Below are 18,512 nucleotides of genomic sequence, written 5' to 3'. Positions count from 1 at the left end.
TTCCGATCCATGAAGCGGCGCGGCACATCCGCATGACGGCGCGAAGCGGCAAAACCGAAACAGGCTGGACAAGAGCTACATGAGATCTTCCAAAGCAAGGTCGCGGTCGAAGTCGAACCGCTCCCGTTCCGTGGGCAACGTGGTCAACCGCGTGTTCGACAGTTCGGGACCAGAGGGCAAGGTGCGCGGCACCCCCCAGCAGATCATCGACAAGTACAACCAGCTCGCCCGCGACGCGCAGCTGTCCAACGACCGTGTCGCGACCGAGAACTTCCAGCAGCACGCGGAACATTACCTGCGCCTGCTCTCCGAAGCGCAGCGCGAGCAGGAAGCCCGCCGCGAGCAGCAGGAGCGCGAGAATCGCGAACGCCAGGCGCAGCGCGACCGCGAGCGTGCCGAGCGCGAGGCCGCGCAGGGCGGCGGCGAGGGTGGCGGCGAGGGTGGTGGCGAAACCCCCTCGCAGGACAAGCCGCAGACCGGCGGAGAGGGTGAGAGCGGCCTCGTCGAGACGCCCGAGAGCCGCCCGAAGCCGCGCCGCAGCCGCAAGCCGCGCTCCGAACAGCGCTCCGAAGGAACGCAGGATGGCGGCTCGTCGGGCCGCGACGGCGGTGGTGGCGGCTCGCAGGAGGCCGCGGAGTAGCGCCTCAGCCCCGGTCCCGCGCGGCCACGGCGCGCGCCAGCGCGCAGAACGCCTCCAACCCGATTTCCTCGGCCCGCGCCGTCGGCGCGATGCCTGCCGCCGAGAGCAGATCGCCCACGTCCGGGCCAAGCCCCTTGAGCGCGGAGCGCAGCATCTTGCGGCGCTGCCCGAACGCCATCGCCACGACGCGGCTCAGCACCGCCGGGTCGGCGGGGTACCGCGGCGCCGGCAGCGCCTCGAGCCGCACCACCGCCGAGGACACCTTGGGCGGGGGCGTGAACGCCGCCGGTGGAAGCTGCATGACGATCCGCGCCTCGGCGCGCCACTGCGCCAGCACCGCGAGCCGCCCGTAGGTCCTGGAGCCGGGAGGCGCCACGATGCGCTCTGCGACCTCGCGCTGGAACATCAGGGTCAGGCTGTCCCAGAAGGGCGGCCAGACCTTCGGCGTGAGCCAGCGCACTAGAAGCTCGGTGCCCACGTTGTAGGGCAGGTTCGCGACCACCTTCACCGGCCTCGAGAGATGGGCGAGGGGATCCACCTCCAGCGCGTCGCCGTGAATGACGGTCAGCCGGCCCGGATAGGCGGCGGCGATCTCTTCCAGGGCGGGCAGGCAGCGGGCGTCCTTTTCGACGGCCAGCACGCGCCGCGCGCCCTCGGCCAGAAGCCCGCGCGTGAGCCCGCCGGGGCCGGGCCCCACCTCGAGCACATCCGCGCCCGACAGATCGCCCGCCGCGCGCGCGATCCTGGCGGTGAGGTTCAGATCCAGAAGGAAGTTCTGGCCGAGCGCCTTGCGCGCCGAGAGCCCGTGGCGGGCGATCACCTCGCGCAGCGGGGGCAGGTCGTCGATGGCGCTCATGCCGCTTGCGCCGCCCGCGTCCGGCGCGTGCCCGCGCCGGTCATGCCGCCCCGCCGGACAGGCGCCAGGCGAGGTCGAGCGCGGCGAGGGTAGAGGCGGGGTTCGCGCGGCCTGTGCCCGCGATGTCGAGCGCCGTGCCGTGATCGGGCGAGGTGCGCAGGAAGGGCAGGCCCAGCGTCAGGTTCACGCCGCGGTCGAAGTCGAGCGTCTTGACCGGGATCAGCGCCTGGTCGTGATACATCGCCACCGCCGCGTCGTAGCCCGCCCGCGCGGCGGCGTGGAACATCGTGTCGGCCGGGCGCGGCCCCGAAAGATCGAGCCCCTCCTCGCGCAGGCGCTCGAGCAGGGGGGAGATCCACGCGATCTCCTCGCGGCCCATGCGCCCCGCCTCGCCGGCGTGGGGGTTGAGGCCCGTGACCGCGATACGGGGGTGCGCGATACCGAAAAGGCGCACCAGCCCGTCATGGGTCAGCCGGATCGCGCTTTCCAGCACCTCGGGCGTGAGGGCGCGGGGCACCTCGGAAAGCGGGATATGGATCGTGGCGGGCACCACCCGCAACTCTGGCGAGACCAGCATCATCGCCACGCGATCCACCTCGCCCAGCGCGGCGAGATACTCGGTGTGGCCGGGAAAGGCGAAGCCCGCGCCCTCGGCCAGCACGGATTTCTGGATCGGCAGCGTGCAGAGCGCGCGGGCGCGGCCGCCCCGCACCAGCCGGACGCCCAGGGCGATGGCCTCGATCACCGCGGCGGCGTTGGCGGGATCGGGCCGGCCGGGGCGCGCCGGGGCCGGGAAGGGCAGCCGCAGCACCGGCAGACCGTGCCGCGACGCCTCCGCGGCCTCTTCCGGCGCGTCGATCTCGGTTGTGGGCGTGCCCGGCGGCAGATGCCCCGGATCGCCGATCAGGAAGAAGGGGCGCGTGGCGCCCAGCGCCTGCCATGCCCGGGCCGCAAGCTCGGGCCCGATCCCTGCGGGCTCGCCGCAGCTGACGGCCATGGGCGGCGCGGTCATGGCTCGACGATGCGCGCCTCGGAGCGCAGCTGCTGCAGCAGGCTGTCGGCGTAGGAGGCGAGGCGGCGGTTCCTGAGCCCGATCTCGATCTCCTCGCGCGAGACGTCCTCCGCGATCTCCGGCGTGCGGCCGCAGAGCATCAGCAGGACGAGGTTCGCGTTGCTCGCGGCGTCGCGCCGGGTCAGGGCGGTCGAGATCTCGCCGTCGTCGAGCCGCGAGAGTTCCAGCGCGACGTCGCGCGGCACCTCGTCGGGCGGCAGGCTGACGCGTTCGAGCCGCTCGTCGGGCTGGCCGAGATTGACGCCGTAAAGGTCGTCGCAGCGGTCGACCGCGGCGCGGACGCGTGCGGCTTCGGCCAGCGCGGCCTCGGTGCGGCCGCCCGGGATGAGGTAGCTGGCGTATTCGATCGCCGCGTAGTCGGGCGCGGTATACTCCGTCTCCTCGATGTCGCGCAGCTGGAAGAGGGCGATCGCGCCGTCCAGCGGGATCGGGTCCGAGACATCGCCCGGCCCGAGCGCCAGGATCAGCGGCCGCAGCCCCGGCGGCAGCCGCGTGAGCTCCTGCCAGGGAAGCTGTCCGCCGGAGCGGGCGGAGGGCGCGGCCGAGAAGCGGCGCGCCGCCTCGGAGAACTGGGCCTCGGTGGTGTATCGGGAAATCTCGCCGGCGCGGGCGCGGATCTCGTCCTGCCGGGCCGGGTCCAGCGGAAGGATGATCTCGGCCAGCCTGACGCGGACGTTGCCCGCCCCGTCGCCGCCGATGGCGCGGTCGATCTCGCCCTCGCTCACCTCGGCGCGCCCGGCGAAGCGGGCCCGCACGAGATTGCGCCAGCCGATGCCCGCGCGCACGAAATCCACCAGCGTCTCCTGGGCCACGCCGCTCGCTTCGAGGGCCTGCACCAGCTCGTCGGGCGAGAGGTTCGCGCGGCCGGCGAATTCCGTCACGCCCTCGGCGATCTGTTCCTCGGTGGGCAGAAGGCCCGCGCGGCGCACCTCTGCCAGCTTGAGACGGTCGTCGATCAGCTGCTCGCGGGCCTGCTCGGCCGGGTTGCCGGGGGCGTTGAGCAGGACGAGGAACCGCTCGCGCTGCTGGAGTTCGTAACGCGTGATCACCTGGTCGTCGACGATGATGGCGGGCGCGAAGAGTCCCTGCGCCGCGAGCGGAGCGGCGAGGGCGACCGCGGCTGCCAGCGCGAGTGCCATCCGCCGCGCCGGTTCGATGAGCGATTTCAGTTGCATCTGCGTCGGTACTCCTTGGCGCTGCCACCCGTGCTATAACCTTTGAGCGCGATCGTCAGCCCGAAATCCGTATCGGGTTCGAGACTAGCGGAGCTGGCATAGTTCCGCGAGGCGGAAAGCGCGACCTCCAGACACGCGTTGCGGTAGGCAAGGCCCAGTTTCGCGCGCGCGGGGCGTTTTCCGGCGATGTCGTAGCGCCACTCCGCGCTGCCCGTCCAGTGCCGGCTGAGGCGATAGTCGGCGTCGAAGCTCCATTCCGATATCGCGCTGGGGCGCGCCCCGGCCGCATCGGCCGGCAGCAGCAGGTAGCTCGCGCCGAGCCCCAGCCGGTCGGTGCTCCAGGTGCCGCGCGCTTCGGCCTTGTTGACGTCTCCCAGCGTGGCGAAGAGACCGCGCGCCTGCAGGGAAAGCCCCTCGGCCAGCTCGAGCTGGCCCGCGACCAGCCAGTCCGAGGCGCCGCTGTCGAGGCCGGAGGCCGCGGTGAAGGCCGCGTCGGGATCGTCGCGCCAGACGCGCCCGAGCACGAGGCCCGCGCTCCACCCGTCCGGGTCCTCGCGGACCCAGCGCAGCCCGGCGGCCCCGCGCAGGCCGCGCTCGCGCCGGTCCGCGGCCGGAAAGCGGGAGAGCGCCAGCAGGTTCGCCTCGTCGAATTCGGGCAGGGTGCTCTCTTCGGGGGCGATGTCCGCGCGATCCCCGCCCGACCAGGCGATCATCGCCACGGGTTCGAGAAGCTGGCGCGCCCCGCCGCTCTCGGTCCGCACCAGCGGCCAGCGAAGCTCTGCGCCGAGCGCGGGCGTCACGACCGTGTCGGCCCCGGCCCCGGTGCTGTCCTGCGCGACATCGAGGTGATCGACCGCGAGGCCGGCGCGCAGCCCCGCGCGCAGGCCGGCCGGCCCGGTCCAGCGCCGTTCCCAGTCGAGTTCGGCGGTCAGGCGCGCCATGTCGCGGCCCAGCACGTCGGCGTCCGACGTGCGGAAATGGCCGTGCGCGGACAGGCCGAGCCGCGCCAGCCCGCCGATCGCGGCGGGCCGCATCAGCCGCTCATAGAGAATGTTGGCGGTGCGGGTGGGCTGGGTGGAGTTGCTCTCGCCGTCGCGCAGGGTCTGGTAGTAGCTGAAGCCTGCCTCGAGATAGTCCCGGTCGCGCACGCGCGACAGCGTGAGCCCGCTGCGCAGCCGGTCCTTGTCGGCATAGCCGTAATCGTTGAGGTAGGCGCGGTCGCTGACCGCCTCGATGGCGAAGCGCAACCGGTAGCCGCGCGGCAGGCCGGTCTCGCCCGCGCCGATGACATAGCCGCGCAAGCCGTCCCGGCCGAGGCTGTCGCGGCTCGCCGCCGCGTCGATCTGCATGTCGCCATCCGCGAAGGCGCGGCGGTAGCGCAGCTCCAGCGTGCGCGTCTCCGACGACAGGTAGGGCGGGAGCGTCACGTCCTGGTGCGGGCCGACGGGAATGAAATAGGGTATCTTCAGCCCGAAGCCCAGCCGCTCGGTGTTGCGCACCCGGGGAAAGAGAAAACCGCGCGCCCGCTCCAGCGTCGGATCGGGCAGGCGCAGCCGCGGCAGGTAGAGCACCGGCACGTCCAGCACCCGCAACTGCGCGTCGTCGAAGTAGATCTGGCGGGCCTTTTCGTCATGGATCACGCGCCGCGCGCGGATCTGCCAGAGCGGCGGCTCGTCGCCGCAGACCTGGCAGGAGGTCACGGCCGTGCGCGTCATCATCGAGGAGCGGCCGCGCACGCGGGTCAACTGCGCGCTGGCGAGCTGGAGCTGGCGGTCGAGGACCAGCCGCGCGCCGGCGATCAGCCCGTCGCGCAGCCCCTCGTCCAGATCGGCCGCGTCGGCGAGGATCACCGCGCCGCTCTCGGGATCCTCGATCCGGATCGGGCCTTCCACGACCAGCCGCCCGGCGGCGCCGTCGTAGCGCAGCCGCGAGGCGCTGAGCCGGACGTCGCCCTGAAGCGCCTCGACGTCGCCCTCGGCGACGAGCGTGTCGTTGTCCTGCAGGAAGACCCGGTCGGCGACCAGGAACACGGGCTCGTCCTGCGCCGCCGCCGGGCCGGCGAGAAACGCCGCGGCGAGGAACACGCGCGCATGCCGCCAGACCGCGGCCCGCATCAGCCTTCCTCCATGTTCAGCAGCACGCCCATCGCCAGCAAGACAGAGGCCAAGGGCGGCGTCCAGGCCGCGAGCCAGGGCGCAAGCTGCCCGCTTTCGCCGAGGATCTGCGCGAAATTTCGGATGTAGTAGAGTCCGAAGCCCAGCATCACCGCGGCCAGCACGAAAAGCCCCGTGCGGCCCGCGCGGGCGTGGCGCATGGTGAAGGCCGCCCCCACCATCATCATCGAGATCAGGAAGAGCGGGCGCGAGAGTTCCATCTGGAACCACACGGCGTGGCGCCGCGCCGAGAAGCCCGCCTCTTCCAGCGTCGAGATGAAGGCGGGCAGGTGCCAGATCGAGACCGAGGCGGGCTGGCCGAAGCTGTCCCGGATGCCTTCGCGGGTGAGCGTGGAGGGCAGGGTGAGGCGGTCGTGCACCGTCGCCGCCGCCTCCGGGTTGGTGCCGGTGGCGAGCGGCCAGTCCTTCGCCTGCGAAAGCTCCCAGGCCCCGTCGCCGAGCTCGGCGCGGGCGGCCTCGATCCGGCGGACCGGCCCGCCGCCTGGCGCGTAGGAGACGAAGCTCACGTCGTAAAGCACGGTGGCGTCGGCATTGGCGCGGTCGGCGCGGATCACCGTCTGCCCGCTGGCGCCGCCCTGGCGCAGCCAGAGGCCCTCGCGCCCGATCGAGATGACCGCCCCGCCGCCGCCGTATCTTTCGCGCAACTCGGCGTAGCGCTCCGAAGTGGCCGCGACGAGCGGATTGCCCAGGGTCAGCGTCGCGGCGCCGATCAGGGCGGCCACGACGAGCGGACCCAGAAGCGCGGTGAGGCCGGAGCGTCCCGCCGCACGGGTGACCACCAGCTCCGAGGACCGCGAGAGACCCAGGAAGAGGCCGATGGCCGACAGGATCATCACCAGCGGCAGGAACTGGTAAAGCACCTGCGGCATGTTCAGCAGCGTGATCTTCATGATCTCGCCGAAACCGGCCTCCTCGAAGCGGCGCAGCTGCTCCACCATGTCGATGAGGCCCAGAAACAGGAAGAAGACGAGCAGGAGCCCGCCGAAAAGCTGCGCGAAGCGCCGCGCGAAGTAGAGATGCAGGATCATGCCGCCGCGCCCTCCGCCGGGTCGGGCGCGCGGACCCTGCGCCGCCGCCGGGGCCGCGCCGCCTGCCAGAGCATCCATGCCGAGATCGCGAAACCCAGCGCCGCAGGCAGATAGACCGCGGGCCAGAGCGCGGGATTGTTCCGGACCGGGGTCACGACGGCGCCCTTGGCGACCTCCACCAGCACCAGAAGGAAGATGGCGAGCGCGATCCGCCGGCCCATGCCGAGCCGGCTGAAACCGCCGGCCACGAGGGTCGAGAAGCCGATGAGCGCGGCCACCGCCACGAGCAGCGGCTCGGTGAAGCGCAGATGCGCCTCCTGCAGCACGCGGCCCAGGTCCTGGCCGGTGATCCCGGCGGCGCGCCCGGGGTCGCCGAGCAGCGCGAGGGTCGAAAGGGTGCGCACGTTGGGACGCGGCGGCCCGCGCGCGGCGACGAGGCTGCTGACATCGTAGGCCAGCTCGTCGAAGCTCGTGGTGGACAGGCGCCTGTCGGCCCGGAAGAGCGTCTGCGCCATGCCGTCGACCATCACCAGCCGCGTGGCCGCGTCCTCGCGCAGCAGGAAGGCGCGCTCGGCGGTGTAGGTCACCGGCCGGTCGGCGCGCCGGCGGTCCGAGAGGTAGACGTCGCGCAGCTCGCCCGCGGGCGTGATCTCGCGGATGTAGAAGGTCACGCCCTCGGACGGGTTGAGGAAGACGCCCTCGCGGAAAAGCTTGGCCGAGAGGGATTCGGCGATCTCGGCCTCGCGCTGGGCGAACTGCGCGCCGCTGGCCGGGATCAGCACGTGGCTCAGCGCCGCGGTCATCGCCGCGAGGATGAGGCCGTAGACCGCCACGGGCCGGGCGAGGCGCCAGGGCGAGTAGCCCGTGGCCTGCACCACCGTCAGCTCGCTCTCGTTGGAAAGCCGGTTGGTGACGTAGACCGCGGCCGCGAAGGCCGAAAGCGGCATCACCTGTCCGACCACCTTGGGCAGGCTGAGCAGCGTGAACTCCAGCACCACGGTCGCGGAATGACCCGCCGCGATCAGCCGGTCGAAAAGCTGCACCGCCTGGTTCACCCAGTAGACGGAGACCAGAACGAGCGCGAAGAAGCCGAACAGCACCATGAGCTGCGACAGCATGTAACGGTCGAAACGGGCCAAGCGTCCCCCCAGACGGCAACCGCACCGCGCTCAGTCCTATCGGAAAGGCCCGCGGCCTGAAACTGCTATCTGGCAGAGCCGGCGCACCCGCGCTAGGACGTGGGGCACGATCCGAACAGAAAATGCAGGGAGCCGCCGATGACCCGACCCGTCGCCGTGACATTCGCCGAAACCGATCTCGACACGCTGGCAGACCGCGAGGGGCGCGTCGCCGTCCTCGTCGAGGAGAGCGGGCGGCTCGACACCGGCGCGCGCCGGGTGAACCGGCTGACCAAGGGCGCGGTGGCGCGCGCGGTCGAGTCGCCGCGCTTTGCCAAGCTGAAGCCGGGCGAGGCGATCACCCTGGCCTGGCCCACCGGCATGGCCGCCGAGGCGGTGGAGATCGTCAGCCTGCCGCGCCGGCCCTCGGTGGCTGAGGCGCGCAAGGCCGGCGCGCGGGTGGCGCGCGGCGAGGGGGCGCTCACGGTGCTGGCGGGCAATCGCCGCAATGCCGCGGAACTCGCCCTGGGCGCGGCGCTGCGCGCCTACGCGTTCACCGAGCACAAGGGCGAAGAGGCCCCCGCGCCCGGCCCGGTCACGGTGATGGTGTCCGACCCGAGCGCGGCCGAGGCCGCCTGGGTGCCCTGCGCCGCCCGCGTCGAGGGCGTCTATCTCACCCGCGACCTCGTGAGCGAGCCCGCCAACATCCTCAACACGATCCAGTTCGCCGAACGGCTCGAGGGGCTGCGCGACGCCGGCGTGGAGGTGGAGGTTCTGGAAGAGCCCGACCTCGAGAAGCTCGGCATGGGCAGCCTGCTGTCGGTGGGGCAGGGCTCTGCCGCGCCCTCCAAGGTGGTGGTGATGCAATGGAAGGGCGGCGCGAAGGAGGCCGCGCCGCTCGCGCTTGTCGGCAAGGGCGTGGTCTTCGACACCGGGGGCATCTCGCTCAAGCCGGCGCTGGGCATGGAGGACATGACGATGGACATGGGCGGCGCGGCGGTCGTGTCCGGCGTGATGCGGACAGTGGCGCTGCGCAAGGCGAAGGCCAACGTGGTGGGTATCGTGGGCCTCGTCGAGAACATGCCCTCGGGCACGGCCATGCGGCCGGGCGACGTGGTGACCTCGATGAAGGGCGACACGATCGAGGTGATCAACACCGATGCCGAGGGCCGCCTCGTGCTGGCGGACGCGATGTGGTATGCGCAGGAGCGTTTCAAGCCTGCCGGGATGATCGACCTGGCCACGCTCACGGGCGCGATGATCATCGCGCTCGGCCACGAGAAGGCGGGCGTGTTCTCGAACGACGACAAGCTGGCGGCGGCGTTCCTGAAGGCGGCCGAGGCGGAGGACGAGGGCGCGTGGCGCCTGCCCATGGGCGATGCCTATGACGAGCTGATCAAGAGCGATATCGCGGACATGAAGAACGTCGGAGGCCGCACCGCGGGCTCGATCACCGCGGCGCAGTTCCTGGGCCGGTTCGTCAAGGAAGAGACCCCCTGGATTCACCTCGACATCGCGGGCGTGGCGCGGGTCGGCAAGGACACCGCGCTCGCGCCGAAGGGGGCCACGGGCTGGGGCGTGCTCGCGCTCGACCGGCTGGTGGCCGACCGTTTCGAGGACTGATGGGCGCGGCCTACTTCTACCACCTCACCCGCCGCCCGCTCGAGGAGGCGCTGCCGCAGCTTCTCGAGCGGGCGCTGGCGCAGGGCTGGCGGGTGGCGGTGCGCGGCACGGATCCCGAGCGGATCGACTGGCTCGACCAGAAGCTCTGGCTCGGGCCGGAGGAGCGTTTCCTGCCGCACGGGCAGGCGGGCGGCCCGCATGACGCCCTCCAGCCGGTTCTGCTGACGACCTCGCACGAGGCCCCGAACGCCGCGGCCTGCGTGATGGCCGTGGACGGCGCACGCGTCTCGCCCGAGGAGACCGCGGCCCTCGAACGGGTGTGCATCCTTTTCGACGGCAACGACAGCGCGGCGGTGGAGGCGGCCCGCGACCAGTGGCGCACGCTCACCGGCGCGGGCTGCACCGCGCAATACTGGTCGGAGGCGTCGGGGCGCTGGGAGAAGAAGGCCGAGGCCTAACCCGCTCAAGTGGCGCGCATGAGCGCGGCGAGCAGGCCTGGCAGCCTTGCGCGGCCGACGAGGTCGCCAAGCCCCTCGGGCGTCTCGGGAAGGCCTCGCCGCGCGGCCTCCGAAAGGGTGCGGCTGTCGGCGTAAGGGTAAAGCTCGTCCCACGCCACCTGCGCCTCGCGGCAGAAGATGTCGGCGCCGAGATCTCCGATCCCCTTGAATTCCCGGAGCAGGCGATGCTCCTCGTCCGGGTCGCGCCCCGCGGCCCGGCGCAGGCGGCGCAGGTCGCCGCCGTAGTCGTCGAGGAGCTTTTCGGCAAGCTCTCCCAGCATGGTCGCCGTCTTCTCGTCGAAGCGCGCGTAGCCCGCGCCGTTCAGGACCTCCACCCGCTCCTGCCAGGTGCTGTCGCCCAGTTTCGCGGGGGTGGTCCAGCCCGCCTCTGCAAGCGCGGCGGCGGCGCGCATGGCGAGATCCGAGGAGATCCGCGCGCTGAGCAGAAGCGCCGCGCACAGGAGCCGGAAGAGCGGCGCAGGCGTGTTCTGCGAAAGCTCGAGGCCGAGCTCCCCGGCGAGCGAGGGGCCGTGGCGCGCCATCAGATCGGCCGCGATGTCCTTCTGCGTCGTGCCGGTCACGTCGTCCTCCTTCGGGCAGAGCTTCGCCCGCAACGCCCGCCCCCGGCAATGACGCGCGTCAACCGGTGCCTGCGCGCGTCCGGCCTCAGCCCCGGTGCCGCACCGCCTCGAAGCCCGAGACCACGTCGAGAAGCTCTCGCGTGATCGTCTCCTGGCGTTTCTGGCGGTAGCGGCCCTCAAGCTCCTCGCGCCGGTCGTCGATGTTGCGCTCGGCGCTCTGCATCGCGGCGAGCCGGGAGGCGTGCTCGCTCGCCAGCGATTCGGCGAAGCCGCGGTAGATCGCCACGAAGACATGCTGGCGGACGAGCCAGGAAAAGAGCGCGGACCGCTCCATCCGGTAGGTCGGGCGCGACGGCCCGGACCAGGGCCGCGCGGCCAGTTCCCGCAGATACCGCTCCGGCACGGGCACGAGGCGCCGGTCCATCGGCTGGGCGAGCGCGTCCTGCGTCCGGCGGTTGTAGGCCAGCGTCACCGACCGCACCTCGCCCGCCGAGACGCGCCGCTCGATCTCCACCGAGAGGGCGTTGACCGCCTGCGCCAGTCCCGAGATCGAGCCGGGCAGCGTGAAGACCCCGTCGGCCGGCGCGCCCAGCGCCTCGAGCCGCGCGGCGGCGCGGATGCCCACCACGCCCACCAGCCGGGTATGGCCGTCCCGCACGGTCTCCAGCCAGGTCGATGCGTGCTGAGCGATCCGGTCGTTGAAACGCCCGCACAGCCCGCGATCCGAGCCGAGGACCACTAGACCGTCGGGCCCTTTCGACGACGCGCCGCGGCGCTCCAGCGGCGGGCCGTCGCGCAGCACGACCTGCAACCCCATTTCCACCGAGCGCTCGTATTCGCCCACCGCCTCCACCGCGCGCTCGTAGCCGCGGATGCTGGCCGAGGAGAGCGATTTCATCGTCCGCACGATGGCGCGGATATCGCCGGTGGTGTCGAGCTTCTCGCCGAGCGACTCAAGCGTTTCCATCTCCGCGCTCCCCGCCCGAACCGTCCCCGCGCATGTCGTCGAGCGCGCCCTCCATCGCCTTCAGAAGCGCGTCGCGGTCCGCGTCCTCCAGCGCGCCGCCCTCCGCGAGGCGGGTGGTGATCTCCTCGCAATTCTTTCGCGCGGCGTCCATCGCGCGCCGCTCCGCCCGGGCGATGTCCTCCACGGGGATGTCGTCGAAAAGGCCCGACGTGGCGGCGAGCAGGGCGGCGATCTGGTCGGGCACCGAGAGGTGCAGGCCTTCGGACTGGCGCAGGATCTCGCGCACCCGCCGCCCGCGGGCGAGCTTGGTGCGCGTCTCCTCGTCCATCTGGGTGCCGAAGCGCGCGAAGGTCTCGAGCTCCTCGAACTGGGTGTAGAAAAGCCGCAGGTCGCCGGCCACGGCGCGGTAGGCGGGCAGCTGCGCCTTGCCGCCCACGCGGCTCACCGACTTGCCCACGTCGATGGCGGGAAGCTGTCCCTTCTCGAAAAGCTTGGGCGACAGGTAGATCTGCCCGTCGGTGATCGAGATGAGGTTGGTGGGGATGTAGGCGGAGATGTTCTGCGCCTGCGTCTCGATCACCGGCAGCGCCGTGAGCGAGCCGCCGCCATGGGCGTCGCGCAGATGGGTGGCGCGTTCCAGCAGCCTCGAGTGAATGTAGAAGATGTCGCCCGGGTAGGCCTCGCGCCCCGGCGGGCGGCGCAGCAGCAGCGAGATCTCGCGATAGGCGCGGGCGTGGCGCGTGAGGTCGTCGTAGACGATCAGGACGTCGCGGCCCTCGGCCATGAACGCCTCAGCGATGCTGGTGGCGGCGTAGGGCGCGATGAACTGCAGCCCCGGCGCGTCCTCGCCGCTCGCCGCGACGACGACCGTGCGCTCCAGCGCGCCCTCGTCCCGCAGCCGCTGGATCACCCGCGCCACCGCCGAGGCGCGCTGGCCCACGGCGCAATAGACCGAGACGACGCCGCTGTCGGCCTGGTTGAGGATCGTGTCGACCGCGATGGCGGTCTTGCCGGTCTGCCGGTCGCCGAGGACGAGCTGGCGCTGACCCCGGCCCACGGGGACCGCCGCATCCACCGCCTTGATCCCGGTCTGAAGCGGCACCTCCACCGGCGCGCGATGCATGATGGGCGGCGCAGTGCGTTCCACCGGGGCGCGGTCCTCGGCCTCGAGCCGCCCCGCCTCGTCGAGGGGCCGGCCGAGCGCGTCCACCACGCGGCCCAGAAGCGCGCGCCCCACGGGCACGTCCACCACCCGGTGCGTGCGGCGCACCCGGTCGCCGGGCCGGATGCTTTCGGTTGGCCCCAGAACCATCACGCCGGTTTCCCGCTCGCCCAGGCTGGAGGCGATCCCCATGAGCCCCGCGCCGAAGCTGACGAGCTCGTCGGCGTGCAGGTCGGTGAAGCCCACGACCCGCGCGACCCCGTTGCCCACGCTCGTCACATGGGCCAGGTCGGCCACCTCGAGCTCGGGCCGGGTGTCCTTAAGAAGCGTCTCCAGCGGCTCGAAGAACGCCGCGCGCCCGATCTCGTCGCGCAGCGTCATGCGTCCGCCGCCTTGCGCGCCCCGCCATCCCGCGCGGTGTCGGTCCGGGCCTCGATCGCCTCGCGCACCGTATCCTCCAGCCGGTCGAGGTGCCGCTCGCCCGACCAACGCACCGTCTGGTCGCCCGCGGTGAGGCTGAGGCCGATCAGGAGATCGGGGTCGGTGTCGAAGCGGATCCGGGCGTCCTCGTCGTCGAGGATCCCGCGGATGGCGTGCGCCACATGCGCGCGCGCCTCCTCGGGCAGGTCGAGCCCGCTTTCGACGACGAGCGGCCCCTCCGCATCGGCGGCCGCGCCCGAGAGCCGCGCGCGCGCGTCCTCGTCCAGCGCCTCGAGCCGGCGCGCGAATTCCCGCGCGGTCTGCGCGGCCAGCTCGGTGTCGGCGAAGTCGCGCAGAAGCCGGCGCACGGTCTCGAGGATGAAACGGTAGACTCGCTCCTGCAGGCTTCCGACGATCTGGTGGCGCTCGTCCTCGAGATGGCCGAGCCAGGCGCGGCGCTTCCGGTCCACCTCTTCGCGCGCCTGCGTTTCCAGCTCGCCGCGAAGCTCCTCGGCGTCCTTGCGCGCCTCGGCGAGGATGTCCTCGCGCCGGCTTTCGAGATCCTCGCGCTCTTCGCGCAGGCGCGTCTTCTCGTCCTCGGCGGTACGGCGCGCGTCGCGGGCCTCGGCCATCCGGTCGGCGATGCGCGCCTCGCGCCGCGCCATGGCCGCGGTGATCGGGCCGTAGAGGAAGCGTTGGAGCAGCCAGATCAGGATGAGGAAGTTGACCAGCTGCGCCGCGAAGGTGATCCAGTCGACCTCCACCGCCTAGCCTCCCGCGGCCTGTGTCGCGACCTCCGTGAACGGGTTGGCGAAGAGCAGGATCATCGCCACGACGAAGCAGTAGATCGCGGTCGACTCGATCATCGCGAGGCTCACGAAGAGGGTGCGCGTGATCGTGTTGGAGGCGTCCGGCTGCTGCGCGATCGCGCTGAGCGCACTTGCCGCCGCGCGCCCCTCGGCGAGCGCGGGCGCGATCGCGCCGACGGTGATCGTCAGCCCCGCCGTGACGATCGAGGCGATCGCGACCAGTGTGGACGTGTCCATTCTCAGTCTCCCTTGCTAGAGCGGTCCTGCGCGTCGGTCTCGCGTTCGCGCCGGCTGCGCGTGGCCGAGGCGATGTAGACCATCGCCAGGACGGCGAAGATATAGGCCTGGATGAGCCCGGTGAGCAGACCCAGAAGGCGCATCACGACGGGAAAGAAGAACGGCGCGATGCTGATCAGGATGCCCACGATCACCGTGCCGCTCATCACGTTGCCGTAAAGCCGCACGGCGAGCGAGATCGTGCGCGAGACCTCGCTGATGATGTTGAAGGGCAGCATGAAGGGCGTGGGCCGGATGTAGGTGCGCAGGTAGCCCAGGATCCCGCGCTCGGTGATCGAGAAGAGCGGCACCGCGATCAGCACCGCCACCGCCAGCGCCGCCGTCGTCGACAGCGAGCCGGTGGGCGGGACATAGCCCGGCACCACCGTCAGCAGGTTCGACACCGCGATGAACAGGAAGAGCGTGCCGATGAAGGGCAGGTAGCGCCCCGGCCGGTCGGCGCCGATCTCGGCGATCTGGTCGCGGATGCCGGTGACGACGACCTCGAGCATCACCTGCCAGCGCGAGACCGTCTCGCCCTCCGACAGGCGCGAGGTGATCGCCCAGGAGACGGCGACCAGAAGCGCCATCACCGCCCAGGTGAAGACGATCGTGGCGTTGAGCGCGATACCCCGCCATTCGTGCAGGACCCACGCGTCGGGGCTGATCTCCATCGCCTAGCCCTCCCGCGTGGGGCGCCGCGCGGCCCGCGTGGCCCAGAGCCGCGCGGCGAGAAACCCCAGCGCCGCAAGGCCGATCCCGGCCGCACCGACGCCCGTGGCGAGCGCCGCGGCGAGCGCGCCCAGCACCAGCGCCGCGCGCGCCGCGGCGCCTGCCGCGAAGCGCCCCCAGCCGCCCGTGCCGAGCGCGCGAACCGAGCGCCAGAGCAGCCCGAAATAGGCCGCGCCGAGCGCCGCGCCGGCCAGGAAGGCCCCGAGAAGCGGCAGCGCGGCCTCAGTCATCCCGGCCCTCCTTCTGCACCCAGTACCAGGCGTTCAGGCAGCCCAGTACGACGCCCGCGAAGAGGAAGGTGAGCGTCCACGAGATCTCGCCCCCGGTGCGCGCGTCGAGCCAGACGCCGAGCGCGATGCCCAGCACGGTGGGCACCGCCACCGCCCAGCCGACCAGCCCGAACATGGCGAGGCCAAAGAACGGGTTGTCCTTGCCCTCGCGCAGCGCCTTCTGCTTGCGCGTGGCCTTGCGCGCGATCTCGCGCGCGTCCTTGTCGGCGGGCCCCTCGTCCGTGTCGGTCTTCTTCGTCATGCCGAGATGTCGAGCTCCCTGAACTGGCGCATGAGTTCGAGTTCCAGCCGCGCGAGGGCGGCGCGCTCCGCGCGCTCGGTCTCCTCCAGCCGGCGGAACGCCTCCTCGACGCGATCGCGCACAGTCGCCGGATCCTCGCCCAGCACCGCCTCGCGCGTGGACACGAGCACGTCCTCGCCCCGCTTGACGAGCGTGCCCTGCGTGACGCCGGCATAGCGCTCGCGCCCCTCCGCGTCCTCGTAGAAGACAAGCCCGGCCGCAAGCTGCGAGACGAAATCGATGTGGTTGGGCCACATGCCGAACGCGCCGTCGGGCGCCTCGGCCACGATGCGCCGCACCCCGGTGTCGAGGCGGATCTCGCGCGGGGTGACGATCCTAAGCCGCATCCGGGGCCCCTTCGTCGTGCGCGCCGCGGTCGATCTCGTCCACCGTGCCGATCATGTAGAAGGCGCTTTCGCCGGTTCCGGAGAATTCGTCGGCGAGGATGCGCTCGCAGGAGGTCAGCGTGTCCTCGAGTTGCACGAACGTCCCCGCGCGGCCCGTCATCGCCTCGGTGCTGAAGAAGGGCTGGGTCAGGAACCGCTCCAGCCGGCGGGCGCGGCGCACGGTGGCGCGGTCGCCCTCGGAGAGCTCCTCGAGGCCCAGCATCGCGATGATGTCCTTGAGGTCCTCGTACTCCGCAAGCGCGTTGCGCACGGCGCGCGCCACGCGGTAGTGGCGCTCGCTCACCGTTCCGGGCGTCAGCATCTTCGAGAAGGACTTCAGCGGATCGATCGCGGGGTAGAGACCCTCGGCCGCGCGCTTGCGGGACAGCACGATGGATGCGGACAGATGCGAGAAGGTGTGCGTGGCCGCCGGGTCGGTGAAGTCGTCAGCGGGCACGTAGACCGCCTGCACGGAGGTCATGGCGCCGCGATCGGTGGAGCAGATCCGCTCTTCCAGCGCGGCCAGCTCGGTGCCCAGCGTGGGCTGGTAGCCCACCCGCGACGGGATGCGCCCGAGCAGCCCCGAGATTTCGGACCCCGCCTGCACGAAGCGGAAGATGTTGTCGATCAGCAGCAGCACGTCGCGGCGCGCGTCGTCGCGGAAATACTCCGCCATGGTCAGCGCCGCGTGGCCCACGCGGAAGCGTACGCCCGGGCTTTCGTTCATCTGCCCGAAGATCATCACCGTGCGCTCCAGCACCCCGGCCTCGCCCATCTCGCGGTAGAGTTCCTCCGCCTCGCGGCAGCGCTCCCCGATGCCGCAGAAAAGGCTGACGCCCTCGTACTCGGCCACCATGTTGTGGATCATCTCGGTGATGAGCACGGTCTTGCCCACGCCCGCGCCGCCGAAAAGCCCCGCCTTGCCGCCGCGCTCCAGCGGGCAGAGCAGGTCGATGGCCTTGATGCCGGTCTCGAAGGTCTCGTTCTCCACCCGGCGGCGTGACAGCGCCACCGGCTCGCCGTGGATCGAGCGGCCGGGCAGGTCGGGCAGCGGGTCGCGGTCGTCGATGGTGTCGCCGAAAAGGTTGAACACCCGCCCGAGCAGCGCCTCTCCCACGGGCACCGCGAGCGGCCCGCCGGTGTCGCGCACGGCAAGGCCCAGCCGCAGCACCGGCGCTGGGTCCAGGATCAGGCCGCGCGCGGTGTCGTGGGACGGCAGATCCGCCACCTCGATCGTCACGGACGGATCGGACAGCGTGACGAGCCGCGTTCCGATCTCGGGCAGCGCCCCCTCGAAGCGGATATCGGCCACCCCGCCCTCGAGGGCCACGATCTTGCCGGTCCGGCCTTCGTCCGTCACCTGTCCCGCTCCGTGCGTTTGCCCCCGGGCGCTTTCGCGCACGGCCCTCGGATCCTTCTAGGAAGCGCCGAGGCGGCCCACCTTAACCTCGATCAAATGCCCCGCCGCTCCCCTGGGGCGGGGGGATGCGCGGCGTGTCCCGGCGGCCCTCGGGCGCGCCGGCGCAGAACAGCCGGCGGCACCGCGCCACGGAGGCCGGCGTCATCCCGTAGTAACGGGCGATTTCCGCGTCGGCGAGCCCGTAATCCCGCATCGCGCGGAGCGAGGCCGCGGGCATCGGGCCGAGCTTGCGGGCAAGAAGCCCCCGGTCCCGGCCGGCCGGCGATGATGGTCCTGCACGATCGGGCATGTCGCCGCCTTCATGCGCGCATGGGCGCACCCCACGACGTGATCCCTGCGGCGGCGCCCGAGCGCATTGATCGCGCTCATTGAGCGGTGCCGCGCCGCGAAGGATAGCACACCGTCCGGCGGCGCGTATCGCCCCGACTTCGCCGCGATGCGGCAAGCCGGGCCCGCCCGGGGATTTCCCGGACGTCCGTTGACAGAGATTAATGCGCGTGCGGCGCCGACGCGTCATGCAGCCCCCGACGCGACGGACATCCGAGGAGGACAGACATGGCCAGTTCGAAATCCACCGAGACGACGACCGGCGGAATTCCCGAGATGATGCAGCAGGTTCAGCGTGCCTTCGGATCCAGTCCGCTCGCCGCGCCGCAGATGGAGGAATTCTGGAAGGCGCAGGAACAGCTTCTCGACGAGGCGGAGGCGTTTTCGCGCCACTGGTTCGAGCGTCGCCACGTCGCCGCGCGCACCGCGATGGAGACCGCGCGCGAGCTGCGCGAGGGCGGCGTGAGCGATCCGGGCTCGGCGATGAAGGCCATGGGCGACTGGCAGGCCGAATCGGTCCAGCGCATGGTGGCCGACTGGCAGGAATGGCTTGAACTGTGCCAGCGCTGTGCCGGGCACATGTCGGCCGGCGGCATGGACGCGCAGAGCGAAAACACTGCGAGCGCGCGGAAGACCTCGGGCACCCGGAAGGCGCCGGCCTCGTCGGGGAATTCCTGAC

Annotated in this window: 20 protein-coding genes; 4 read left to right on the top strand and 16 right to left on the bottom strand. The window is 71.8% G+C overall.

Annotated elements, in window-relative coordinates:
* The first annotated feature begins 79 nt into the window (after positions 1-79).
* Positions 80-640: a DUF4167 domain-containing protein gene (locus tag AB6A65_RS00705; RefSeq protein ID WP_371036434.1), complete on the top strand. Its 561-nt coding sequence runs from the start codon at positions 80-82 to the stop codon at positions 638-640.
* Positions 641-644: 4 nt separating this feature from the next.
* Here AB6A65_RS00705 and rsmA read toward each other — a convergent pair whose 3' ends face one another.
* From rsmA to lptF, 6 genes are read right to left on the bottom strand one after another with little or no spacing between them, the layout of a single operon-like run.
* Positions 645-1,496 (bottom strand): 16S rRNA (adenine(1518)-N(6)/adenine(1519)-N(6))-dimethyltransferase RsmA, encoded by an 852-nt coding sequence (rsmA, locus tag AB6A65_RS00700; RefSeq protein WP_371036433.1) that lies wholly within the window; start codon positions 1,494-1,496, stop codon positions 645-647.
* Between the two features lie 40 nt (positions 1,497-1,536).
* Positions 1,537-2,508 (bottom strand): 4-hydroxythreonine-4-phosphate dehydrogenase PdxA, encoded by a 972-nt coding sequence (pdxA, locus tag AB6A65_RS00695; protein WP_371036432.1) that lies wholly within the window; start codon positions 2,506-2,508, stop codon positions 1,537-1,539.
* Positions 2,505-3,743 (bottom strand): peptidylprolyl isomerase, encoded by a 1,239-nt coding sequence (locus tag AB6A65_RS00690; protein WP_371036431.1) that lies wholly within the window; start codon positions 3,741-3,743, stop codon positions 2,505-2,507. The genes pdxA and AB6A65_RS00690 overlap by 4 nt, the downstream gene beginning before the upstream one ends.
* Complete coding sequence (locus AB6A65_RS00685; protein WP_371036430.1) at positions 3,734-5,857, bottom strand: LPS-assembly protein LptD; 2,124 nt, start codon at positions 5,855-5,857, stop codon at positions 3,734-3,736. The genes AB6A65_RS00690 and AB6A65_RS00685 overlap by 10 nt, the downstream gene beginning before the upstream one ends.
* Positions 5,857-6,945, bottom strand: a complete 1,089-nt coding sequence (lptG, locus tag AB6A65_RS00680) for an LPS export ABC transporter permease LptG (RefSeq protein WP_371036429.1) — start codon at positions 6,943-6,945, stop codon at positions 5,857-5,859. Before lptG ends, AB6A65_RS00685 begins: the two co-directional genes overlap by 1 nt.
* Positions 6,942-8,084 carry an LPS export ABC transporter permease LptF gene (gene lptF / locus AB6A65_RS00675; protein WP_371036428.1) on the bottom strand — a complete coding sequence of 381 codons (1,143 nt, stop codon included), beginning with the start codon at positions 8,082-8,084 and terminating at the stop codon, positions 6,942-6,944. The genes lptG and lptF overlap by 4 nt, the downstream gene beginning before the upstream one ends.
* Positions 8,085-8,222: 138 nt before the next feature.
* Between lptF and AB6A65_RS00670 the strand changes: the two genes are divergently transcribed.
* Positions 8,223-9,686: a leucyl aminopeptidase gene (locus tag AB6A65_RS00670; protein WP_371036427.1), complete on the top strand. Its 1,464-nt coding sequence runs from the start codon at positions 8,223-8,225 to the stop codon at positions 9,684-9,686.
* Positions 9,686-10,144, top strand: a complete 459-nt coding sequence (locus AB6A65_RS00665; protein WP_371036426.1) for a DNA polymerase III subunit chi — start codon at positions 9,686-9,688, stop codon at positions 10,142-10,144. The genes AB6A65_RS00670 and AB6A65_RS00665 overlap by 1 nt, the downstream gene beginning before the upstream one ends.
* Before the next feature lie 5 nt (positions 10,145-10,149).
* Here AB6A65_RS00665 and AB6A65_RS00660 read toward each other — a convergent pair whose 3' ends face one another.
* The 10 genes from AB6A65_RS00660 to atpD all read right to left on the bottom strand — a co-directional run bounded on the left by AB6A65_RS00660 (position 10,150) and on the right by atpD (position 17,446).
* The gene (locus AB6A65_RS00660) at positions 10,150-10,764 is read right to left on the bottom strand and encodes an endonuclease (RefSeq protein WP_371036425.1); all 615 of its coding nucleotides are present in this window, start codon (positions 10,762-10,764) and stop codon (positions 10,150-10,152) included.
* Between the two features lie 85 nt (positions 10,765-10,849).
* Positions 10,850-11,731, bottom strand: coding sequence for a F0F1 ATP synthase subunit gamma (locus AB6A65_RS00655; RefSeq protein WP_371036424.1), 882 nt, complete (start codon positions 11,729-11,731; stop codon positions 10,850-10,852).
* Positions 11,718-13,274, bottom strand: a complete 1,557-nt coding sequence (locus AB6A65_RS00650; RefSeq protein ID WP_371036423.1) for an alternate F1F0 ATPase, F1 subunit alpha — start codon at positions 13,272-13,274, stop codon at positions 11,718-11,720. Before AB6A65_RS00650 ends, AB6A65_RS00655 begins: the two co-directional genes overlap by 14 nt.
* Complete coding sequence (locus tag AB6A65_RS00645; protein WP_371036422.1) at positions 13,271-14,077, bottom strand: hypothetical protein; 807 nt, start codon at positions 14,075-14,077, stop codon at positions 13,271-13,273. Before AB6A65_RS00645 ends, AB6A65_RS00650 begins: the two co-directional genes overlap by 4 nt.
* Positions 14,078-14,080: 3 nt before the next feature.
* Positions 14,081-14,359, bottom strand: a complete 279-nt coding sequence (locus tag AB6A65_RS00640) for a F0F1 ATP synthase subunit C (RefSeq protein ID WP_371036421.1) — start codon at positions 14,357-14,359, stop codon at positions 14,081-14,083.
* Between the two features lie 2 nt (positions 14,360-14,361).
* Positions 14,362-15,072 (bottom strand): F0F1 ATP synthase subunit A, encoded by a 711-nt coding sequence (locus AB6A65_RS00635; protein ID WP_371036420.1) that lies wholly within the window; start codon positions 15,070-15,072, stop codon positions 14,362-14,364.
* Positions 15,073-15,075: 3 nt separating this feature from the next.
* Positions 15,076-15,360: an ATP synthase subunit I gene (locus AB6A65_RS00630; protein ID WP_371036419.1), complete on the bottom strand. Its 285-nt coding sequence runs from the start codon at positions 15,358-15,360 to the stop codon at positions 15,076-15,078.
* Positions 15,353-15,661, bottom strand: coding sequence for an AtpZ/AtpI family protein (locus AB6A65_RS00625; RefSeq protein WP_371036418.1), 309 nt, complete (start codon positions 15,659-15,661; stop codon positions 15,353-15,355). The genes AB6A65_RS00630 and AB6A65_RS00625 overlap by 8 nt, the downstream gene beginning before the upstream one ends.
* On the bottom strand, positions 15,658-16,047 hold the full coding sequence (locus AB6A65_RS00620; RefSeq protein WP_371036417.1) for an ATPase: 390 nt from the start codon (positions 16,045-16,047) through the stop codon (positions 15,658-15,660). Before AB6A65_RS00620 ends, AB6A65_RS00625 begins: the two co-directional genes overlap by 4 nt.
* Entirely contained in the window at positions 16,037-17,446 is a 1,410-nt protein-coding gene (gene atpD, locus AB6A65_RS00615; protein ID WP_371036416.1) for a F0F1 ATP synthase subunit beta, read from the bottom strand. Before atpD ends, AB6A65_RS00620 begins: the two co-directional genes overlap by 11 nt.
* A gap of 615 nt (positions 17,447-18,061) precedes the next feature.
* Here atpD and AB6A65_RS00610 point away from each other — a divergent pair.
* Entirely contained in the window at positions 18,062-18,511 is a 450-nt protein-coding gene (locus tag AB6A65_RS00610; protein WP_371036415.1) for a hypothetical protein, read from the top strand.
* Position 18,512 lies beyond the last annotated feature (1 nt).

Source organism: Rhodosalinus sp. FB01, from assembly GCF_041365715.1.
GTDB lineage: Bacteria > Pseudomonadota > Alphaproteobacteria > Rhodobacterales > Rhodobacteraceae > Rhodosalinus.
The sequence above is the reverse complement of the archived record's forward strand: the minus strand, read 5'-3'. Positions and strand labels throughout refer to the sequence as shown.